Annotated in this window: 16 protein-coding genes; 9 read left to right on the forward strand and 7 right to left on the reverse strand. The window is 68.0% G+C overall.

Going from position 1 to position 19,067, the window contains the following annotated elements; all coding sequences use genetic code 11:
• The first annotated feature begins 37 nt into the window (after window positions 1-37).
• The gene (locus tag AWC25_RS15910; RefSeq protein WP_069399254.1) at window positions 38-544 is read left to right on the forward strand and encodes a DNA-deoxyinosine glycosylase; all 507 of its coding nucleotides are present in this window, start codon (window positions 38-40) and stop codon (window positions 542-544) included.
• On the opposite strand, the gene AWC25_RS15915 is transcribed toward AWC25_RS15910, so the two are convergent.
• Window positions 539-1,927: an amidase gene (locus AWC25_RS15915; protein ID WP_084229180.1), complete on the reverse strand. Its 1,389-nt coding sequence runs from the start codon at window positions 1,925-1,927 to the stop codon at window positions 539-541. The two genes, AWC25_RS15910 and AWC25_RS15915, sit on opposite strands and share 6 nt — an antisense overlap.
• Window positions 1,928-1,972: 45 nt before the next feature.
• On the opposite strand from AWC25_RS15915, the gene AWC25_RS15920 reads away from it, so the two are divergent.
• The 3 genes from AWC25_RS15920 to AWC25_RS15930 all read left to right on the forward strand — a co-directional run bounded on the left by AWC25_RS15920 (window position 1,973) and on the right by AWC25_RS15930 (window position 6,945).
• Window positions 1,973-2,401, forward strand: a complete 429-nt coding sequence (locus tag AWC25_RS15920) for an HIT family protein (protein ID WP_069399253.1) — start codon at window positions 1,973-1,975, stop codon at window positions 2,399-2,401.
• A gap of 10 nt (window positions 2,402-2,411) precedes the next feature.
• Window positions 2,412-2,861 carry a nitroreductase family deazaflavin-dependent oxidoreductase gene (locus tag AWC25_RS15925; protein WP_069399252.1) on the forward strand — a complete coding sequence of 150 codons (450 nt, stop codon included), beginning with the start codon at window positions 2,412-2,414 and terminating at the stop codon, window positions 2,859-2,861.
• Between the two features lie 112 nt (window positions 2,862-2,973).
• Window positions 2,974-6,945, forward strand: coding sequence for a bifunctional diguanylate cyclase/phosphodiesterase (locus tag AWC25_RS15930; RefSeq protein WP_084229179.1), 3,972 nt, complete (start codon window positions 2,974-2,976; stop codon window positions 6,943-6,945).
• A gap of 3 nt (window positions 6,946-6,948) precedes the next feature.
• On the opposite strand, the gene AWC25_RS15935 is transcribed toward AWC25_RS15930, so the two are convergent.
• Genes AWC25_RS15935 through AWC25_RS15945 form a run of 3 tightly spaced genes read right to left on the reverse strand, consistent with a single transcriptional unit; the run spans window position 6,949 to window position 9,988 of the window.
• Window positions 6,949-7,992, reverse strand: a complete 1,044-nt coding sequence (locus AWC25_RS15935; protein ID WP_069399251.1) for an LLM class flavin-dependent oxidoreductase — start codon at window positions 7,990-7,992, stop codon at window positions 6,949-6,951.
• Window positions 7,993-8,030: 38 nt separating this feature from the next.
• The gene (locus AWC25_RS15940) at window positions 8,031-9,161 is read right to left on the reverse strand and encodes an FAD-binding protein (protein WP_069399250.1); all 1,131 of its coding nucleotides are present in this window, start codon (window positions 9,159-9,161) and stop codon (window positions 8,031-8,033) included.
• Window positions 9,158-9,988 carry a uracil-DNA glycosylase gene (locus AWC25_RS15945; RefSeq protein WP_069399249.1) on the reverse strand — a complete coding sequence of 277 codons (831 nt, stop codon included), beginning with the start codon at window positions 9,986-9,988 and terminating at the stop codon, window positions 9,158-9,160. Before AWC25_RS15945 ends, AWC25_RS15940 begins: the two co-directional genes overlap by 4 nt.
• An 85-nt stretch (window positions 9,989-10,073) precedes the next feature.
• On the opposite strand from AWC25_RS15945, the gene tap reads away from it, so the two are divergent.
• The 4 genes from tap (at window position 10,074) to AWC25_RS15965 (ending at window position 14,612) form a co-directional block, all read left to right on the forward strand.
• Window positions 10,074-11,321, forward strand: a complete 1,248-nt coding sequence (tap, locus tag AWC25_RS15950; protein WP_085167068.1) for a multidrug efflux MFS transporter Tap — start codon at window positions 10,074-10,076, stop codon at window positions 11,319-11,321.
• 36 nt (window positions 11,322-11,357) lie between these two features.
• Entirely contained in the window at window positions 11,358-12,710 is a 1,353-nt protein-coding gene (locus AWC25_RS15955) for an FAD-binding oxidoreductase (RefSeq protein WP_069399248.1), read from the forward strand.
• A gap of 76 nt (window positions 12,711-12,786) precedes the next feature.
• A complete protein-coding gene (locus AWC25_RS15960) occupies window positions 12,787-14,031 on the forward strand; it encodes a cytochrome P450 (RefSeq protein WP_169717135.1) in 1,245 nt (414 codons plus the stop codon).
• Complete coding sequence (locus AWC25_RS15965) at window positions 14,031-14,612, forward strand: TetR/AcrR family transcriptional regulator (protein ID WP_069399246.1); 582 nt, start codon at window positions 14,031-14,033, stop codon at window positions 14,610-14,612. The genes AWC25_RS15960 and AWC25_RS15965 overlap by 1 nt, the downstream gene beginning before the upstream one ends.
• 25 nt (window positions 14,613-14,637) lie before the next feature.
• On the opposite strand, the gene AWC25_RS15970 is transcribed toward AWC25_RS15965, so the two are convergent.
• From AWC25_RS15970 to AWC25_RS15980, 3 genes are all read right to left on the reverse strand, one after another.
• Window positions 14,638-15,354 (reverse strand): siderophore-interacting protein, encoded by a 717-nt coding sequence (locus AWC25_RS15970; RefSeq protein ID WP_069399245.1) that lies wholly within the window; start codon window positions 15,352-15,354, stop codon window positions 14,638-14,640.
• Between the two features lie 62 nt (window positions 15,355-15,416).
• The gene (locus AWC25_RS15975) at window positions 15,417-16,556 is read right to left on the reverse strand and encodes an acyltransferase family protein (RefSeq protein WP_085167069.1); all 1,140 of its coding nucleotides are present in this window, start codon (window positions 16,554-16,556) and stop codon (window positions 15,417-15,419) included.
• Window positions 16,553-18,271 (reverse strand): DEAD/DEAH box helicase, encoded by a 1,719-nt coding sequence (locus tag AWC25_RS15980; RefSeq protein ID WP_069399243.1) that lies wholly within the window; start codon window positions 18,269-18,271, stop codon window positions 16,553-16,555. Before AWC25_RS15980 ends, AWC25_RS15975 begins: the two co-directional genes overlap by 4 nt.
• Before the next feature lie 184 nt (window positions 18,272-18,455).
• Between AWC25_RS15980 and AWC25_RS15985 the strand changes: the two genes are divergently transcribed.
• Window positions 18,456-19,028 (forward strand): LppP/LprE family lipoprotein, encoded by a 573-nt coding sequence (locus AWC25_RS15985; protein WP_069399312.1) that lies wholly within the window; start codon window positions 18,456-18,458, stop codon window positions 19,026-19,028.
• Window positions 19,029-19,067: the final 39 nt, after the last annotated feature.

Here is a 19,067-nt window from a genome sequence, read left to right on the forward strand (position 1 = left end):
GGCCAACGTACAACGCTGACGCGCGATGATGTGAGGGATGACCGCTACTCCCCTGCTGCACGGCTTGCCGCCCGTCGTCGACGACCGAGCCCGGGTGCTGATTCTGGGCTCCTTCCCCAGCGCCCAGTCGCTGGTGGCCGGCCAGTACTATGCCAACCCGCGAAATGCGTTCTGGCACATCGCCGGCGAGCTATTGGGCTTCGACCCGGCCGCGCCATACGACCACCGCCTGACCGCGCTGCAAGCGCGCGGCATCGCGTTGTGGGACGTCCTGCGCAGCTGCCGCCGAGTCGGTAGCGCAGATTCCGCAATCGACCCGAAATCCTTGGCGGTCAACGACTTTGCCGACTTCTACGCGGGCCACCCCGGCATCGTGCGGGTCTACTTCAACGGCGCCAAAGCAGAAGTGGTGTATCGCCGGCGGGCGCACGCGCCGCCGCGACTCGGCTACCAGCGGCTGCCGTCGACCAGTCCCGCACACGCCACCAGACCGGGTGTCAAGCTGGCGGCGTGGCGCGCCATACTCGAGGACAACCCATCATGACACCGGCGGCCGGCGGTGCGCCCATGGTCGGGCCGCCTCGATCTGCGCCGACAACGACAACAGCGTCGCTTCGTCGTAGGGCCGGCCGACGAGTTGCACCGACAACGGTAGGCCGGCGCCGTCGAAATCCCACGGCACCACCGCGGCGGGCTGACCGGTGAAATTCCAGACCGGAAAGTACGGAACCTGTTGGGCCACAGCCAACAGCGTCGACACCCAACCCCGGTGGCGGTAGGCGCCGATGCGCGACGGGCCGGCCGCGGTGCCCGGCGTGAGCACGACGTCGACATCGTCGAAGATCGACTGGATCCTGGCGGCCACCCGCTCTTCGGCGCCGCGCAGGGCAGCGATGCGTCGATCGGAAACGAACGACCCCGCGCGCGCCATGTTGCGGGTGCGCGCCTCGAGCCGCTCCGGGTACGCCTGCGCGTCGGCGTCGTCGCTGATGCCCCGCAGATACCGGGGCAGGAAGTTCCCGTAGATCTGGGCCAGCGGATAGTCAGGGTCTGCGGTGACGACCTCGTGACCCAGCTCGCGCAGTAACGCACCGGCCTTCTCGACGGCCGCCAACTGTTGCCGCCCCACTCGCACCGGAAACGTTGGAACCTTGGTACTCAACGCAATTCGCAACTTGCCCGGCTCTCGGGTCGCCGCGGCAACGAATTCTCCGTCGGAGCCTGGCGCCGACGCGGTGACGTCGAGAAATATTGCCGCGTCCAACACCGACCGGGCGATCGGACCGTTGACGCTCAGGCCATGCCAGGCGTTGTCGTGCGGCTCCAACGAGACCCGGTCACGTTGCGGCTTGACCCCGAACAGGCCACACCAGGACGACGGGATGCGAATCGAACCGCCACCGTCGGAACCCAGCGCCAGCGGCGCCAGCCCGGCGGCGACCGCGGCGGCGCTCCCCCCGCTGCTGCCGCCGGGGGTGCGGCCGAGATGCCACGGGTTGCGGGTGGCGCCGAACGTCAGCGACTCGGTGAACGGGAAGATCATCAGCTCGGGCACCTGGGTCTTGCCGAGGATCACCGCACCCGCGGCCCGCAGCCGCCGCACCACCTCGGCGTCGGAGGACACCGCGGGGCCGTGCCCACCGCTACCGCACGCCGTCACCTCGCCGGCGACGTCGACATCGTCCTTGATCGCAATCGGCACGCCGAGCAGCGGCAGTCGCTCGCCCGCCTCGAGAAGCTCCTGGGCCGCCGCGGCATCCTCGCGGGCACTGTCCGCCAGCACCACGCGATAGCAACGCAGTTTGCTGTCCAGCCGCGCGATCCGGTCCAGGTACACCTCGAGCAGGTCCGGAGCTCTGACCTCGCCGGTGGCGAGCATTCGTGCCAACGCCCCCGCGCCGGTGAAGGCAAGTTCGCGAGCATCCACTGCGGCAGCGTAACTCCGACTGGCACCAACCAGTACCGTGTCGACATGTCCTGCGTGTTCTGTGCGGTCATCGCCGGCCAGGCCCCGGCAATCCGGATCTGTGAAGACGACGAGTACCTGGCGATCCTCGACATTCGCCCGTTCACCCGAGGACACACGCTGGTGATCCCGAAGCGGCACAGCGTCGATTTGACCGACACCCCGCCGGAGACGCTGGCCGGGATGATCGCGGTGGGCCAGCGGATCGCCCGGGCCGCCCGGGCCACGGAACTGGCCGACGCGACCAACATCGGCATCAACGACGGCGGCGCCGCGTTCCAGACGGTTTTCCACATCCATCTGCACGTGCTGCCGCGCCGCAACGGCGACAAGCTGTCGGTGGCCAAGGGGATGTTGCTGCGCCGCGACCCGGACCGCGAGGCCACCGGGCAGATTCTGCGTGACGCGCTGGCACGCATCGACGCCAGTCAGTAGAACTGAGGTCATGAGCAACCTCACCACGCTGGAGCGGCTCATTCTGGCTCCGCTGCTGCGTCTGCACGACTCGCTGTACCGCAAGACCGACGGCCGGATCGGCCACCACGTCCCTGGCATGCCGGGCAGTCTGCTGTTGCACACCATCGGCGCCAAGACCGGTCAGCAGCGCTCGTCCACCCTGACCTACGCCAAGGACGGCGACTCGTATCTGATCGTGGCGTCCTACGGCGGCAGCGACAGCGCGCCCGGCTGGTACCACAACCTGCGAAAACGCCCCGAGTGCGAGATCAACGTGGGCCCGCGGCGATTTCCGGTCACCGCCCGCATCATCACCCCGGATGACGCCGACTACTCACGGGTGTGGGACATCGTGAACAAGAACAACTCCAACCGGTACAACGGCTATCAGATCCGCACGTCGCGCCCGATCCCGGTCGTCGCGCTGACCCCCACCTGATCGCACCAACCTGCACAAAAGCACGAGCTAAGCAGGCGGGGCCGTTTATTCTGCCCTAGCAGTGGTGGCGCCTCCATTCGTTCACCTGGGGAGCAGATCGGCCGGAGCAGCAATGAAGCGCTGGACGGGTAATCCGTGGCGGCGCTTCGGGCTGTCCGCGCACGCCGGTTGGCTCGTCGTTGCCGGCTACCTGTTCGCCGGGCTGCTGATCGTCATCGCCTCGGTTCGAGATCTCGAAGGCGTGTACGCGACCCGGCCCGTCGACGAGGTCGCGTTGGCCGGCAGCCTGTTGTTCGGTGCGGTCTGCGGGCTGCGCGCCGCCCGTCACGCGCGCGGACGTCGCAGATACGGCTGGTTGGCGATGGTCACGGCCCAGCTGGGGTGGGCGGTCGGCGAGATCATCTGGGCGTTTTACGACGTGCGTTCCCAGCTCGATCACGCCACCCATCCGGCGGCGGCCGAGATCGTGCTGTTGTTGTGGCCGTTGGGCGCCATGACGTCATTGGTGCTGTTGTCCAACCTGTCCCGGCACAGTTCTCGGCGACTGGTGCTGGACGGGCTCATCCTGGTCAGCTCGTTGCTGGTGATCTCCTGGGTGTTCGTGCTGGACAAGCAGCTGCATCACGACAACGGCTCCCGAATCGCGACGGTTGCCCAGGTGGTCAACGACGGCATCCTGATGACGACGGCGATCCTGATGCTGTCGCGGGGCCGACCCGGGGAGCGGCCGAGCCGGGCCCTGGTGGCCGGGGGCATCGCGACGATCAGCATCGCCGACATCACGATGGTGTTCGACACCGGGATAGGCAGTTACCACGTCAGCGATCTGGGCGACCTGGGCCGGGTGGCCGGGTTGGCGATGATCGCGCTGGCCGCCCTGGCCAGCGTCCGTGAACCGCCCGCCAGCGACACGGCGTCGCGAAGCGAGGCACTGTCGCGTGCGCTGCTGTGGTTGCCCTACCTTCCGCTCTCGCTGGCCGCGATCGTCGGTTGGGGCACGGTCGCCCGGGCCGAGCACGGCGTGCTGACGGCGCTGCTGGGCATCCTCGTCGCCTCGGTACTGGCCCGGCAGTTCATCGCGCTCGCCGAGAACCAGGACCTGTTGGCGGTGGTCGCGCGCGAAGCATTCCGGGACAGCCTCACCGGCCTGGCCAACCGCGCGCACTTCCTGCATCGATTGGAAGATGCCGTCGCGGCCCGGCAAGAAGACAGCCACCCGATCGCGGTGCTGTGCCTCGACCTGGACAACTTCAAAGCGGTCAACGACGGGCTGGGTCACCCGGCCGGCGACGAACTTCTCATCCGGGTCGCCGGGCGGCTCACCGCGGCCTTGCACGACCGGGGCCTGATCGCGCGTCTCGGCGGCGACGAATTCGCGGTACTGCTCGAGGCTTCGGTCGAGGAGTCCCGCGCGGCCGCGCACGACGTGCTCGAGGCGTTTCGTGCCCCGATCGTGATCGACGGCGTCCCCATTGCTGTCCGGCCGAGCATCGGTTTCACCGTCGCCACGGCCGGCTCGGCCTGCACCGTCGACCAGCTGCTGCGGCATGCAGACTTGGCCATGTACACCGCCAAACGCGAAGGCGGCCAATGCGTTCGCAGCTTCGTGCCCGACCTTCCGCTCTCGTACAGCTTCGCCCGCTCGACCGAAACATTGGCAGCCGCGGCACCGCCGGACCGGTCCGACTGGTTGCCGATCTCCGCCGCAGCCTCGGGCTATTCACCGTCGGTGCGGGCGGTTACCCCGGCCCGGACCGCTCGCACCGAAACGCCGCCGAGGGCGGTACCGCCCGGCCAGCCGCGGGACGGGACCGACGACACCCATTGGCCGCCGATGCCAGTCCGCATTGCCCTGGTGTTGCTGACGGTCAGCGTGCTGGCCTTCACCGCCACCGCGTTGGCCGGGATCAACGCCACCGACGACACGTCCTTCACCACGTGGTTCTATGCCGCGCTGACCCTGGTGGCCGCCGGGTTGATCGCGGTACGCGCGCACCGGATCACGACCGATCGGTGGGCCTGGGCGCTGATCGCGGGCGGCATGACCTGTTCTGGCATCGGCGACGTCGTCTACGCGCTGCGGCTACCCGTCGGGCAGACACCGTCCGTCGCCGACGCGGAATACCTTGCGTTCTATCCGCTCATCTACGGCGGCGTGCTGTTGCTCCTGCGTTCACGCTTGGCGGCGGTGCCGATCCCGATCCGGCTCGATCCGTTGCTCTGCGGCATGGCCATGGCGGCGGTGGGTGTCGCGCTCGAGGCGGGCCCGTTGCACTCGGCAACCGCGCGCGAGACCGTCCCGGTTGGTTCCCTGTATCCGTGGGGCGATCTGATCCTGCTGGCGCTGGCCGCCGGCATACTGCCAGTAGTGGGTTGGCGCAACGAGTTTCGCTTGCTCATGGTGGTTGCCGGGTTGCTCGGATTCGCCGTCGCCGACACCGCCGAGTTGGTCGAGACCGCGGCGGGTGGCAACCGAGTCGGCGCCACGCTGGCCGCCGCGTGGCCCGCCGCGGCGCTTTTGCTGGCAATGGCCAGCTGGGTGCCCGTATCGGTGCCGGCACGGGCGTTGCAACGTGGGTTCGGCTCCTACGCAGTACCGGTGGCGTGTACCGTCGTCGCTCTAAGCGTTGCGGTGATCGACGAAAACTCGTATTTGGCAACGACATTCGCCGCACTGAGTTTGCTGGCCGCAACGGTGCGGTTCTCGCTGACGCTGCGCGATGCCAGCATGATCGCCGAAAACTACAAGCACGCCATGACCGACGAGCTGACGACGTTGCCCAACCGTCGCTCGTTGGCGACGGCGCTTTCCGCGCTGTCCGAATCGGCGTCACCGGCGGATCCCGATTCGGCGCGCAAGACGTCGTCACGCAAGGCACTGCTGTTGGTGAAGCTCTACGAGATTCACCAGATCAGCGACTCAATCGGTCGCCGTTTCGGCGATGAGTTGTTGCGCCACATCGCCGAACGCCTTGCCGCCAGTGTGCGTCAGGACGATCTGCTCGCCCGGGTGGGCGACGACGAATTCGCCATCCTGCTGACCGAGGGATCCGACCTCATCGGCGCGCGCGCTCAGGCGGGCCGGCTGCTGGAAGCCCTGGGCGAACCGTTCGCGATGGATCCGCTCACCCTGCGCGTCGACGCGCGTATCGCCATTGCGCTATGCCCCGACCATTGCGAGCATCCGCACGAGCTGCTCAGCCGCGCCGAGGCGGCGATGCCGCACGCCAAATCCGCGATGAGCAAGATCGCGGTGTACGACTCGACGTTCGAGGTGTACCGCGAAACCGACCCCAACGTCATCGAGGAACTGCGCGCCGCACTGTTCGAAGGCGATCAGCCGACGCTGTACTACCAGCCCAAAATCAACGCCGTCGACGGCAGCGTGCACAGCGTCGAGGCGCTGCTGCGCTGGAACCATCCCACCCGCGGTGTGCTGCTGCCGGAAGACTTCCTGCCCGCCGCCGAACGCACCGGGCTGATGCGCAAGATCGCCGACCGCACCCTCAAACTCGCGCTCGCACAGATCCAGTACTGGCGCGAAAGGGGCATCGCCTCGTCGGTCGCGGTGAACCTCGCCACCACGAACCTGCTGGACCTCGAGCTGGTCGGCACGATCGAACGACTGCTGTGGGCCCGCGGTCTACCCGCCAACGCGCTGATCGTGGAGATCACCGAGAGCGCCCTGGTCGACTCGGCGCGGTCCCGCAACACGGTGGCCGAACTGCAGCAACTCGGGGTCCGCGTCTCCCTTGACGACTACGGAACCGGATGGTCGTCGCTGGCACGCCTGCAAGACGTCTCGGTCGACGAGCTGAAACTCGACCGGATCTTCGTGGCACGGCTGGCCCAGGACGCCCGGTCGGTCGCGATTGTGCGCTCGACGGTGGCGCTGGCCGACAGCCTGGGCGCGGATCTGGTCGCCGAGGGCGTCGAGGACGACGTCACCCTGGCCGCGCTGCACCGCTTCGGCTGCACCATCACCCAAGGGTTCGTGCACAGCCGGCCGCTGCCGCCCAGCGAACTCGAGGAGTGGATCGCCAGCCGCGCGAACCAAACCGAGCAGGCAGGCGTCGCCGATTGAGCGCTAGAACAGTTCCTTGGCCAGCAGCTCCAGCGTCGTGACCCGTCCCGGCGCGGTCGCCGGGTCGGTGCCTTTGCGGGCGGACGCGACCGGGTTCACCATCACCTCGTCGACGCCGAACCGCTCGGCGAGACCGCGCACCTGCTCGGCCGCCTCGGCGGGGCTGCCGAGCACCGCACGTCGCAGCCCGCTCTCCACCATGTGTTCCTGCTGCGGGGTCAGCTCAGCCACCTGGGCTTCCTCCACCAACGGGACCGGCCCCAGCGATGCACCGGTCCGCAGCCGCGCCATCATCTGCAGGTTCGGCAGCATCAAAGCCGTTGCCTCGTCGCGTGTTTCGGCTACCGAGGCATTGACCGTCAAGAATGTGACGGGCTCGGGGGTCAGTGCGCTGGGCACGAATCGGGAGCGGTAGACCTCGAGCGCCTCTTCGGTTCCGTTGCCCGAGAAGTGATGTGCGAAGACATACGGCAACCCCTTGGCCGCCGCCAGATGTGCCGAATACATCGATGAGCCCAGCAGCCACAGCCGCGGTTCGCTGGCCGCGGCCGGGGTGGCCTTGAGCCGGTAGTCGCCGGAACGCAGCGGGAGCAGCACGCCACGCGCGCTCATCAACGCGGCCACGTCGTCGAGGTACTCGGGGAAGTTCTCGATGTCGCGATCCTGTTCGGCGGCCGAGCGGGCATCGCGCAGCGCGTACGACGTGACCGGGTCGGATCCGGGAGCGCGGCCGATACCGAGGTCGATGCGCCCGGGGGCGGCGGCCTCCAGCAACGCGAACTGCTCGGCGACCGCCAGCGGGGCGTGGTTGGGCAGCATCACGCCACCGGATCCCAGCCGCACCCGCGACGTCTGCGCGGCCAGGTAAGCCAGCAGCACCGGCGGGCTGGTCGCCCCCACCGACGGCATGTTGTGGTGTTCGGCAACCCAGTAACGCGTAAAGCCCAGCCGGTCGGCGGCCTGCGCCAGCTGCACGGTGGCCGCCAGCGCATCCGCGGTCGACTGGTCGGTGCGCACCGGGACGAGGTCAAGGACGGAAAGACGCACGACCGAGACAACGCTGCCGCGTGGGGGAACGTTCCCGATCAGTAGTTGCTGAGCGCCAGCGAGTTCACGATGGCCTCGAACTGTTCCTGCGAGATCGGCGCACCGCCGGGGATGTTGTCGGTGGCCAGAAACTGGGTGCGTTCGGTGTAGCCGTGGAAGCGCTTGAAATAGTTCGTGAACGCCACGCCGTGGTCGACCCAGTCGCCCTGAGTCGCGCGTTTGAGTTCGCCGGCCAGGATGTAGGCGCCCAGCAACGCGACGCTGGTGCCCTGGCCCGACAGCGGCGAGCAGCAGTACGCGGCGTCGCCCACCAGCGCCACCCGTCCGATCGACCAGTGGTCCATCACGATCTGCGCCATCTCGTCGAAGTAGAAGTCCGGCGCGCCGCGCATGAAGGTCAGCAGCTGCGGCCGCACCCAGCCGTCGTCGGCCATCCGCCGTTCGATCTCGGCGTACTGAGCTTCGATGTCGCGGTAGTCGATCCGCAGTTCGGGGTCCATGAAGCCCAGCATGGCGCGCGCCTCGGTGTTGTGCCGGGCGCTGTACACCCCGGCCATCGTGGTGTCGCCGTAATGCCATTTCTGCCAGAAGTCGAGGTCCAGGAAGTTGGGCACCGTGAAGATCGCGGCGTGCGTGCCCAACCGCTTGATGAACCGCTCCTCCGGACCGAAAACCAGCCGGCGCACGTTGGAGTGCAGGCCGTCGGCGCCGATCACCAGATCGAAGCTGCGGGCCGGCGCGCGTTCGAAGGTCACCTCGACGCCGGACCCGCGGTTGTCCAGCGTGGCGATGGTGTCGTCGAAAAGGTATTCGGTGTCGGGTTGTGTTGCACCGTACAGCAATTCGACCAGGTCGTCGCGCAGCAGCTCGATGTCGGGGCTGTCGATGGGGCCGCCGGTGGGTGTCGACTCGGTGTCCCGGGACAGCTCATTACCGTCGCGGTCGACGACGGAAGACCCCCGGATGCCCGTCTTGCGGTCCGCGGCCGCGCTCAGCAGCCCCATGCGGTCCAGCACCGTCAGCGCCGGGCCGCGCACGTCGATGGCCTGCCCGCCCGGACGCAGCCCCGGGTGCCGCTCCACCACGGTGACCGAAAAGCCGTGCCGGGCAAGCCAATATCCCAATGTTGTACCGGCGACGCTGGCCCCGGAAATCAATACTTCGGTCACCGGATCCCTGCCAGCTCCTTCGCTTTGATGAAGATGTCGTCGAGCATTGCGGGCGTAAGCCTACCGGTGAACATGTTTTGCTGGCTCGGGTGGTAGCAACCCAGCAGCCGGGCACCGGACGCCAGCGTGGCAACGACGCCGTGGCCGAACCGCGGCTTGGGCGTCCCCCGAATCGCTTGCACTTCCGGGGCGCCGGGCAGTCGCAGCGCGATCTGCCAGCCGAACCCGCCCAGCGCCACCACGACGCGGACATGCTCGCTGACCAGCCGCCATTCAGATTCCAGCCACGGCCAGCAGGTGTCGCGCTCCACCGGGGTGGGCACGTTGGCCGGTGGCGCGCACTTGACCGGCGCGGAGATTCGAACCTGCTCGGTTCGCAGGCCGTCCGCGGCGTCGACGCTGATCGGTTGGTTCACCAGACCGGCCCGGTACAAAGCGGCGTAAAGCTGGTCGCCGGAGCGGTCACCGGTGAACATGCGGCCGGTTCGGTTGGCACCGTGGGCCGCCGGTGCCAACCCCACGATGAAGATCCGCGGGCGCTGCGATCCCCACCCCGGGACCGGTCGGCCCCAATACGGTTGGTCGGCAAACGCGCGACGCTTGGTCACAGCAACATCCTCACGCCAGGTGACCAGGCGGGGGCAGGCCCGACAGACGCTGACCCGGGCGTCCAGTTCCGGGACCGAGCCGGCCGACCCAGCCAGCGCCCGAACCTGTGCCGCATCGGTGGCCGTGGCGGTCAGTGGCGTGGCCGGATCGCCGGGCCACCCGCTGCCCGGTGGCACCGGCGACTCGAACGCCACCCCGGTGTTCGGATGAACAAGCACCTAAACATCCTGCATTCCGCCCTGGCGACCACGAAATCGGTGGCTGCAGCCGCCGGTTTGCGGTTAAATCTCCCCGGCGATAGTCATGACACCTTCCAGCCGCTTTCCGGCACTGCTGATCCTGTTGGCCACGCTGGCGGCGACGGCGGGTACCGGCATTTCGTTGGTCGCCTTCCCCTGGCTGGCGCTGCAGCACCACCACAGCGCGCGCGACGCGTCGCTGGTGGCCGCCGCGGTGACGCTGCCGCTGGTGGGGTCCACCCTGGTCGCGGGCACCGCCGTCGACTATTTCGGGCGGCGCAGGGTTTCGCTGGTCTGCGACGCGCTGTCCGGCATGGCCGTGGCCGCCGTCCCCGTCCTCGCCTGGTGCATCGGCGCGGACGCGGTCAACGTCCCCGCGCTCGCCGCGCTGGCCTGCTGCTCGGCAGCGTTCGACCCGGCCGGGACCACCGCCCGCCAGTCGATGTTGCCCGAGGCGGCGGCCCGGGCCGGCTGGTCGTTGGATCGCACCAACGGCGTCTACGAAGCCATCCTGAATCTGGCCTACATCGTGGGGCCGGGGATCGGCGGCCTGATGATCGCCGCGGTTGGTGGCGTCAACACGATGTGGCTGACGGCCGGCTGCTTCGGGGTGTCGTTCCTCGCCATCGGCGCACTGCGGCTTGCGGGTACCGGCGTGCCGCACCACACCGCCCGTCCCGGGGGGCTGGTGTCCGGCGTCGCCGAAGGGCTGCGTTTCGTCTGGAACGTACGGGTGCTGCGGACGCTCGGACTGATCGACCTGGTGGTGACGGCGCTATACCTACCGATGGAAAGCGTCCTGTTTCCCAAGTACTTCAGCGACCACCGGCAGCCCGCCCAGTTGGGTTGGGCGCTGATGGCGCTGGGGGTCGGCGGTGTGGTTGGTGCGCTGGGCTATGCGGCCCTGTCGAAGCACACCCGCAGGCGCACCGCGGTGCTGACCGCGACCCTGATCTTCGGCGCCGCCTCGGTCGGCATCGCCTTCCTGCCGCCGCTGCCGGTGATCCTGGTGTTGTGCGCGGTGACCGGTCTGGTCTACGGACCGATCCAGCCCATCTACAACTACGTGATGCAGACGCGGACGCCGCAGCAGCTGCGCGGCCGGGTGGTCGGGGTGATGACCGGCCTCACCTTCGCCGCCGGCCCGTTGGGTCTTCTGGTGGCCGGACCGCTCGCCGACGCCGCCGGGCTGCGGGTGACATTTCTGGCGCTGGCGGTGCCGATCCTGCTGGTCGGTCTGCTCGCGTGCGGCCTGCCGTCGCTGCGCGACCTCGACCGCGAAGCCGAGTTTGCTGAGGGTTGCGCAACGTAAAATCGCTGCGTGAGTATCACAGTCAACGCAGACATCATGGCCGACCTGATCGCCAGCCTGCCCGAGGGGACGGTGGTCACCGATCCGGCGATCACCGACGGCTACCGACACGATCGCGCCTTCGACCCCTCCGCGGGCACCCCCCTGGCCGTGGTCCGGCCGCGCCGCACCGAAGAAGTGCAGACGGTGATGCGCTGGGCCACCGCACACCAGGTGCCCGTGGTGGCCCGCGGAGCCGGCACGGGCCTGTCCGGCGGAGCCACGGCGCTGGCGAACGGGATCGTGTTGTCGACGGAGAAGATGCGCGACATCACCGTCGACCCCGTCACCCGCACCGCGGTATGCCAGCCCGGCCTGCTCAACGCCGAGGTGAAAAAGGCGGTCGCGCAATACGGGCTGTGGTATCCGCCCGACCCGTCGTCGTACGAGATCTGCAGCATCGGCGGCAACATCGCGACCAACGCGGGTGGTATCTGCTGCGTAAAGTACGGCGTCACAACCGATTACGTGCTGGGCATGCAGGTTGTGCTGGCCGACGGCACCGCCATCCGGCTGGGCGGTGCGCGGCTGAAGGATGTCGCGGGCCTGAGCCTGACCAAGCTGTTCGTCGGTAGTGAAGGCACGCTGGGCATCGTCACCGAGGTGACGCTGCGGCTGCTGCCCGCCCAGAACACGTCGAGCGTCGTAGTGGCCACATTCGCGTCGCTGGAATCAGCGGTGGACGCGGTGCTCGGGGTCACCGCCCGGCTGCGGCCCTCGATGCTGGAATTCATGGACAAGGTGTCGATCAACGCCGTCGAGGACACCCTGCGCATGGATCTCGACCGCGGGGCCGCCGCGATGCTGGTGGCCGGCTCCGACGAGCGGGGCCGGACGGGCAACGAGGACGCCGAGCTGATCGCGGCGGTGTTCGCTGAAAACAAGGCAACGGACGTTTTCAGCACCAGCGACCCGGACGAGGGTGAGGCGTTCGTCGTCGCGCGGCGGTTCTGCATCCCCGCGGTCGAGGCCAAGGGTTCCCTGCTGCTCGAAGACGTCGGGGTGCCGCTACCCGCGCTGGGCAGCCTGGTCACCGGGGTGGCAGACATCGCCGAGCGCCACGACCTGATGATCTCGGTGATCGCGCACGCGGGCGACGGCAATACCCACCCGTTGATCGTCTATGACGCAGCCGACGCCGAGATGACCGAGCGGGCCAACCGCGCGTTCGGCGAGATCATGGATCTGGCCATCGGGCTGGGCGGCACGATCACCGGTGAACACGGGGTGGGCCGGCTGAAGCGGCCGTGGCTGGACGGTTATCTGGGGCCCGACGTGATGATGCTCAATCAGCGCATCAAGCACGCGCTCGACCCGCTCGGCATCCTCAACCCCGGGTCGGCGATCTAGTTCCTCCGGTGCTCGGCGGGTGGCCCGCCCGCGATCGGCAGTTGACAATATACGACTAGTGTCGTACCAATGAGACATGACACCGGTTATGTCTCATACCCCGCCGGTCACGTTCCAGCTGGCCACCGCCGACACCTGGGCCACGCCGTGGTCGATGTATCGCGCGTTGCGCGACCACGACCCGGTGCACCACGTGGTGCCCCCGAAGCATCCCGATCACGATTACTACGTGCTGTCCCGGCACGCCGATGTCTGGTCGGCGGCCCGGGACCACGGCACGTTCTCCTCCGCGCAGGGACTCACGGTCAATTACGGCGACCTGGAGATGATTGGGCTGCAAGACAATCCTCCATTCGTCATGCAGGACCCCCCGTCACACACCGAGTTCCGCAAGCTGGTCTCGCGCGGGTTCACGCCCCGCCAGGTCGAGGCGATCGAGCCCAAGGTCCGCGAGTTCGTCGCGCAGCGCATCGAGAAGCTGCGCGCCGACGGTGGCGGCGATATCGTGGCCGAGCTCTTCAAGCCGCTGCCCTCGATGGTGGTCGCCCATTATCTTGGTGTGCCCGAGGAGGATTGGGATCAATTCGACGGGTGGACCCAGGCCATCGTGGCGGCCAACACCGCCGACGGGGGCGTCGCGGGTGCGCTGGACACGGTCGGTGACGCGGTCGGGACGATGATGGCCTACTTCACCAGGCTGATCGAGCGCCGGCGGACCGACCCCGCCGACGACACCATTTCACACCTGGTCGCCGCCGGGGTGGGCGGCACCGACGGCGACGTCTCGGGCACGCTGTCGATTCTGGCGTTCACCTTCACAATGGTCACCGGTGGCAATGACACCGTGACGGGCATGCTCGGCGGTTCGATGCCGCTGCTGCACGAGCGGCCAGACCAGCGAAAGTTGTTGGCGGACAATCCCGCACTGATCGGCGACGCGGTCGAGGAGCTGTTGCGGCTGACCTCGCCGGTGCAAGGACTGGCCCGCACCGTCACCCGAGACGTGACGATCGGCGACACCGCCATCCCGGTCGGTCGCCGGGTGCTGCTGTTGTACGGGTCGGCCAACCGCGACGAACGCCAGTACGGCCCGGATGCCGACGAACTGGACATCACCCGGTGCCCACGCAACATCCTGACCTTCAGCCACGGCGCCCACCACTGCCTCGGCGCCGCCGCGGCCCGGATGCAGTCCCGTGTCGCGCTGTCCGAATTGCTGTCCCGTTGCCCGGATTTCGACGTCGACGCGAAGGCGATCGGGTGGGCGGGCGGCAACTACGTGCGCCGCCCGTTGTCGGTACCGATCACCATGCACCGCTGATGCCGAGCAACGACTGGCTTGGCAGCGGCCGCAGCGAGGCCGCCGTCGACCGAATTCTCGACGCGGCCGAGCGGTTGTACACCGAGCGTGACTCGGATTCCATCGGAATGAATGAAATCGCAAGGGCCGCAGGTTGTTCCCGTGCGACGCTGTACCGGTATTTCGACAATCGTGAGGCGCTGCGCACCGCATACATCCACCGGGAGACACATCGGCTGGGCCGGCAGATCGCCGCCCGGACCGCGGCCGTCGAGGATCCGCGGGAACGACTGATCGCGAGCATCCTCGTCACGTTGGCGATGGTGCGGGAGAGCCCCGCACTGTCATCCTGGTTCGCCAGCACCCGCCCGCCGGTGGCTGGTGAGCTGGCGGAAGAATCGGACGTGATCGCCGCCCTGGCAACGGCATTCCTGCACTCGCTGGGCCCTGACGATCCCGCCGTGTTGCAGCGCCGGGCCCGCTGGACGGTCCGGGTGATCATCTCACTGCTGATGTTTCCGGGCCGCAACGCGGACGAGGAGCGGGCGATGATCGAGGAATTTCTCGTCCCGATCATCGCCCCGGCAAGCGCCCGCCGTTAGCTGGCAGCCATCCCCCTCTGCGGGTTCAGGCCACCCAGTAGGCCTGCGCCTTAATGGCTTTGCGCGGGATACCGAAGTCCTCCCGTAGTGCCCTGGCAACCGAGCGGGTGGTGCGACTGTCGCAGGCCACCCAGCCGAAGTGGTCACCGGCGTCGAAGGCCGCGGATCGGACGGCCTCCAGCAACCCCTGTCCGTTGTTCGTGCGCGGCACCCAGGTGATGTCGGGTCCCGGCGTCACCGGCAGGTCGCGGTCCTCCTCGCGGGCGGCCTCGATGAACACGTACGCCGGAGCGTCCTCGATCGCGGCCAGCAGCGAGTTGATCGCCGGCAACGACGCGCAATCCCCGACGATGACGTAGCCGGCGGGAGCCGGATCCGGTATTGCGAACCTGCTGCCCAGCACCGTCGCCTCGATCGTGTCCCCGGGCCGGGCGGCGGCCGCCCATCGCGAGGCGATGCCGTCGTGTAGGGCGAACTCGACGCTGACGGTGTCGGCGACCGGGTCGGGGTCGACCAAGGTGTAGCCACGCTGGTGCAGCTTGTCGCCGTCGGCGAACCACATCCGGATCCACATGGTCGGGTGCACATCGTGGGGTGCGAGCAGCCCGCCGGCATCGAAATCGAGCCGCAGATAATGCGGGCCGATCTCGCGGCGGCCGGTGACGGTGAGCCGGTAGTCCCCGGCGCCCATCAACCTCAACACCGCACCCGCCCAGCCCCGTGATGCCCGCTGTTCGCCCATCGCCGTGCGCCTCCCTACCCGTCAACGACAGTGAGGTTAGGGTAACCTAACCCAGCTGTCAATCAGCCGGGCACGCGTGTGCAGCGGTGCAACAACCACGCCGGCGGGATCGTCACCGCCAGCGTCGCGACGAACAGATGCAGCATGGGACCCGTATAGACGTGCGCCCGAACGATGTAGACCATGGCGAACTCCATGGTCACCAGATGGATCAGGAAGATTTCGTAGGAGATTTCGCCCAGCCACACCATCGGACGGCTGGCCAGTAGCTGGGCGTACCAACCGCGGTTGCCCAGTGCCAGCGGCGCCACCGCCAGCGTGGCGATCACGGCGTAGAAGACGGTCTTGACGACGGCCTCCATCATCGAGGCCGGCGACGTGGTCGGGGCGCCGCCGATCGGGGTGGCGACGATGAAATAGCAGACGATCGCCAGCGGTATCGCCGCGAACGCGTAGCAGCGAACGCCCATCGCCTCCAACACCGCCAGCAGCATGCCTCCGCAGAACCAGGCCAGGTAGGTCGGCAACCACAGCCGCGCGCCGTCGGGAAACCAGTGATCGGTGTGCACCAGAACCAGCCAGGCCGGGCTGATCAGGGCGAGCGCCACCAGGGTAACTAGCACCCGTCGCGGCTGCCATGAACGCCGGCTGATCACCACCAGCAGCAGGTAGGCCAGGAATGGCAGGACGAGGTAGAACGACGCCTCCACCGCCAGGCTCCACATCTGGGTCAGGCCCTGGTGCAGATACTTGCCCAGGTAACCGTCGGTATAGATCTGCGTCAGCGTGAGATTGCGAATCAGGCCAAGCCAGGAGTGTCCCGGATTGGGTCCGGCCTCGCGAAAGTGGTAGAGCACATAGGCGAACAACACCGTGATGACGTAGGCGGGCATGATGCGCCGAACCCGATGCCGCGCATAGCGACTCACCGACGGGGCGGGACCGCCCCGGACGGCCGCCGTCACCCAGGGGCGAAACAACAGGAAGCCGGACAGCACGAAGAAGATCGGCACGCCGATCTCCATCCGGGCGCCGACCAGGCCCCAGTAGCCGTGCGTGTATTTGCCGGTGGTGTAGGCCGCGTGCGTGCCGACCACGAGGATGGCGGCGACCGCGCGGATGCCGGTCAGGGAGGCCACCCTGTCGACATGCGAGACCTGCTCGAGTCCGCCCTGGGCGTCCCGCTCGTCGGAAAGGGTCATTCGCCGTCTCTTCGGCGTGGTTTCGCACCGCCGCGCCGGGGCTTGTCCGACGACTTGCCGGACCCACGGTCTGGCCGAAGGTCGATCAGCACACCCGAGATGCGGGTGCGTTCAAGCTTTTTCAGTGTCGCACGAGGCAACTTCGCGGGCAGTTCTACCAGCGAGAAATCCGGACCGATGGCGATGTGGCCGAAATCGCTGCGATGCAGTCCGCCCTCGTTGGCGATGGCGCCGACGATCGCCCCCGGTCCGATTTTGTGACGCTTGCCAACGGCGATGCGGTAGGTCTGGAATGGCCTTGTTTCCCTTGACGTTTCGGACCTCTCCCGGCGCTCCCCGTCGCGGTCGGGCCGCTCTCGGCGCCGGGCCGGCGGTTCGGGCGCCATCAGGAACTCTTCGCCGTCGCGCGACTGCACCGCCAGCGCGGCGGCAATGTCGGCCATCGGGACGTTGTGTTCGCGTTCGTAGTCCTGCACCAGCTTGCGGAACAGGTCGAGCCCCGGGCTGCCCAGCGCGCCGGTGATGGAGTCGGCGAATTTCGCCATCCGTTGCGCGTTGACGTCTTCGACGGTGGGCAGTTCGGCTTCGGTCAGCGTCTGCCGCGTCGCCTTTTCGATCGCCTTGAGCAGATGGCGTTCCCGCGGCGACACGAACAACACCGCGGTACCTGAACGACCGGCCCGGCCGGTGCGTCCGATGCGGTGGACGTAGGACTCGGTGTCATGCGGAATGTCGTAGTTCAGCACGTGCGATATGCGTTCCACATCGAGGCCCCGCGCCGCGACATCGGTGGCGACCAAGATGTCGATGCTGCCGTCGCGCAGTGCGGCGATGGTGCGCTCGCGCTGGGCCTGCGCGATGTCCCCGTTGATGGCCGCAGCGGAAAAGCCACGCGCTCTAAGCTTTTCGGCGACCTCCTCGGTCGCCTGCTTGGTGCGAACGAAGATGATCATCGCCTCGAACCGCTCGACTTCCAGAATGCGGGTCAGCGCGTCCATCTTGCGTGGCCCGGCCACCTGTATGTAACGCTGCGAAATATTCTCGGCGGTAGCGGTTTTCGCCTTGGAGGTGACCTCGAACGGATCGTGCAGGTACTTCGCGCTCAGCTTGCGAATCGCCGACGGCATGGTCGCCGAGAACAGGGCCACCTGTTTGTATTCCGGCGTTTCGGACAGAATGCGCTCGACGTCCTCGGCGAAACCCATCGCGAGCATCTCGTCGGCCTCGTCGAGCACCAGATAGTCCACCCGCGACAGATCGAGGGTGCCGCGTTCGAGATGGTCGATCACGCGGCCGGGCGTGCCGACCACCACCTGGGCGCCGCGCTTGAGACCGGCCAGTTGCACGGTGTAGGACGAGCCGCCGTAGATGGGCAGCACGTTGATCTGCGGCAGGTGAGCGCCGTAGCGCCCGAACGCCTCGGCGACCTGCAGGGCCAGTTCGCGGGTGGGCGCCAGCACCAGGGCCTGGGTCGCCTTGCTGGTCACATCGATCTTGGACAGGATCGGGATCGCGAAGGCGGCGGTCTTGCCGGTTCCGGTCTGCGCCAGCCCGACGACGTCGGAGCCGGCCATCAGCGCCGGGATCGTCGCCCCCTGGATCCCCGTCGGCGATTCGTATCCGACGTCGGCGATGGCCCGCAAGACGGAGGGGTGGATCTGCAGGTCGGCAAACGACGTAGCGGCCGCATCGGGCGAACCGTCGGGGACTGTCATCGTGCATGCAGTTTAGTGGTGACCGCGAGCGCAGCGCAGCTGGGCGCAGCGCGTCACCACCCACAGCCCCGCGGTGACCGCGAGCGCAGCACAGCTGGGCGCCGTGGGCGATCGCGCGAATTGCGGCGCGGCACGCGGAGTGCCTGTCCCACCCGTGCGCGCGATCCCGGTACGGTGGCGCGATGTGTGGTGCCTACCCTGTCGTGCCGAGCCGCTGACCGCTGGCGTTCTGGTAGCCATGACGTTGTCCGGCTGCGGTTCGGGGGACTCGACGGTCGCGAAGACACCCCAAGCCACGACCACGGCCACCCCGTCGATCACCGCTCCCCCCACTCCCATCCCGGCCGCGTCGCCCGCCACCAGCGCACCGGCCGACCCATGCGCGGTCAACCTGGCCTCGCCCACCATCGCCAAGGTGGTGTCCGATCTGCCGCGCGACCCGCGCAGTCAACAGGCCTGGAACCCCGAGCCGCTGGCGGGCAATTACAACCAATGCGCCCAGCTCTCCGCAGTGATCATCAAGGCCAACACCAACGAAGCCAACCCGACCACCCGGGCGGTGCTGTTTCATCTCGGCCAGTTCATCCCGCAGGGGGTGCCGGATACCTACGGATTCAACGGCATCGACGCGTCGCAGACCACCGGCGACACCGTGGCGTTGACCTACCCCAGCGGGATCGCCGGGTTGAACACCAACGTCCGATTCCATTGGAACGGCAACTCCGTAGAGCTGATCGGCAACACCACGGGTCGCTGAACGGGCGCACCGCCGCAACCGGCCGCCGTGTCGGTGCTC

The sequence above is a fragment of the Mycobacterium sherrisii genome (genome assembly GCF_002102355.1).
Classification (GTDB): domain Bacteria; phylum Actinomycetota; class Actinomycetes; order Mycobacteriales; family Mycobacteriaceae; genus Mycobacterium; species Mycobacterium sherrisii.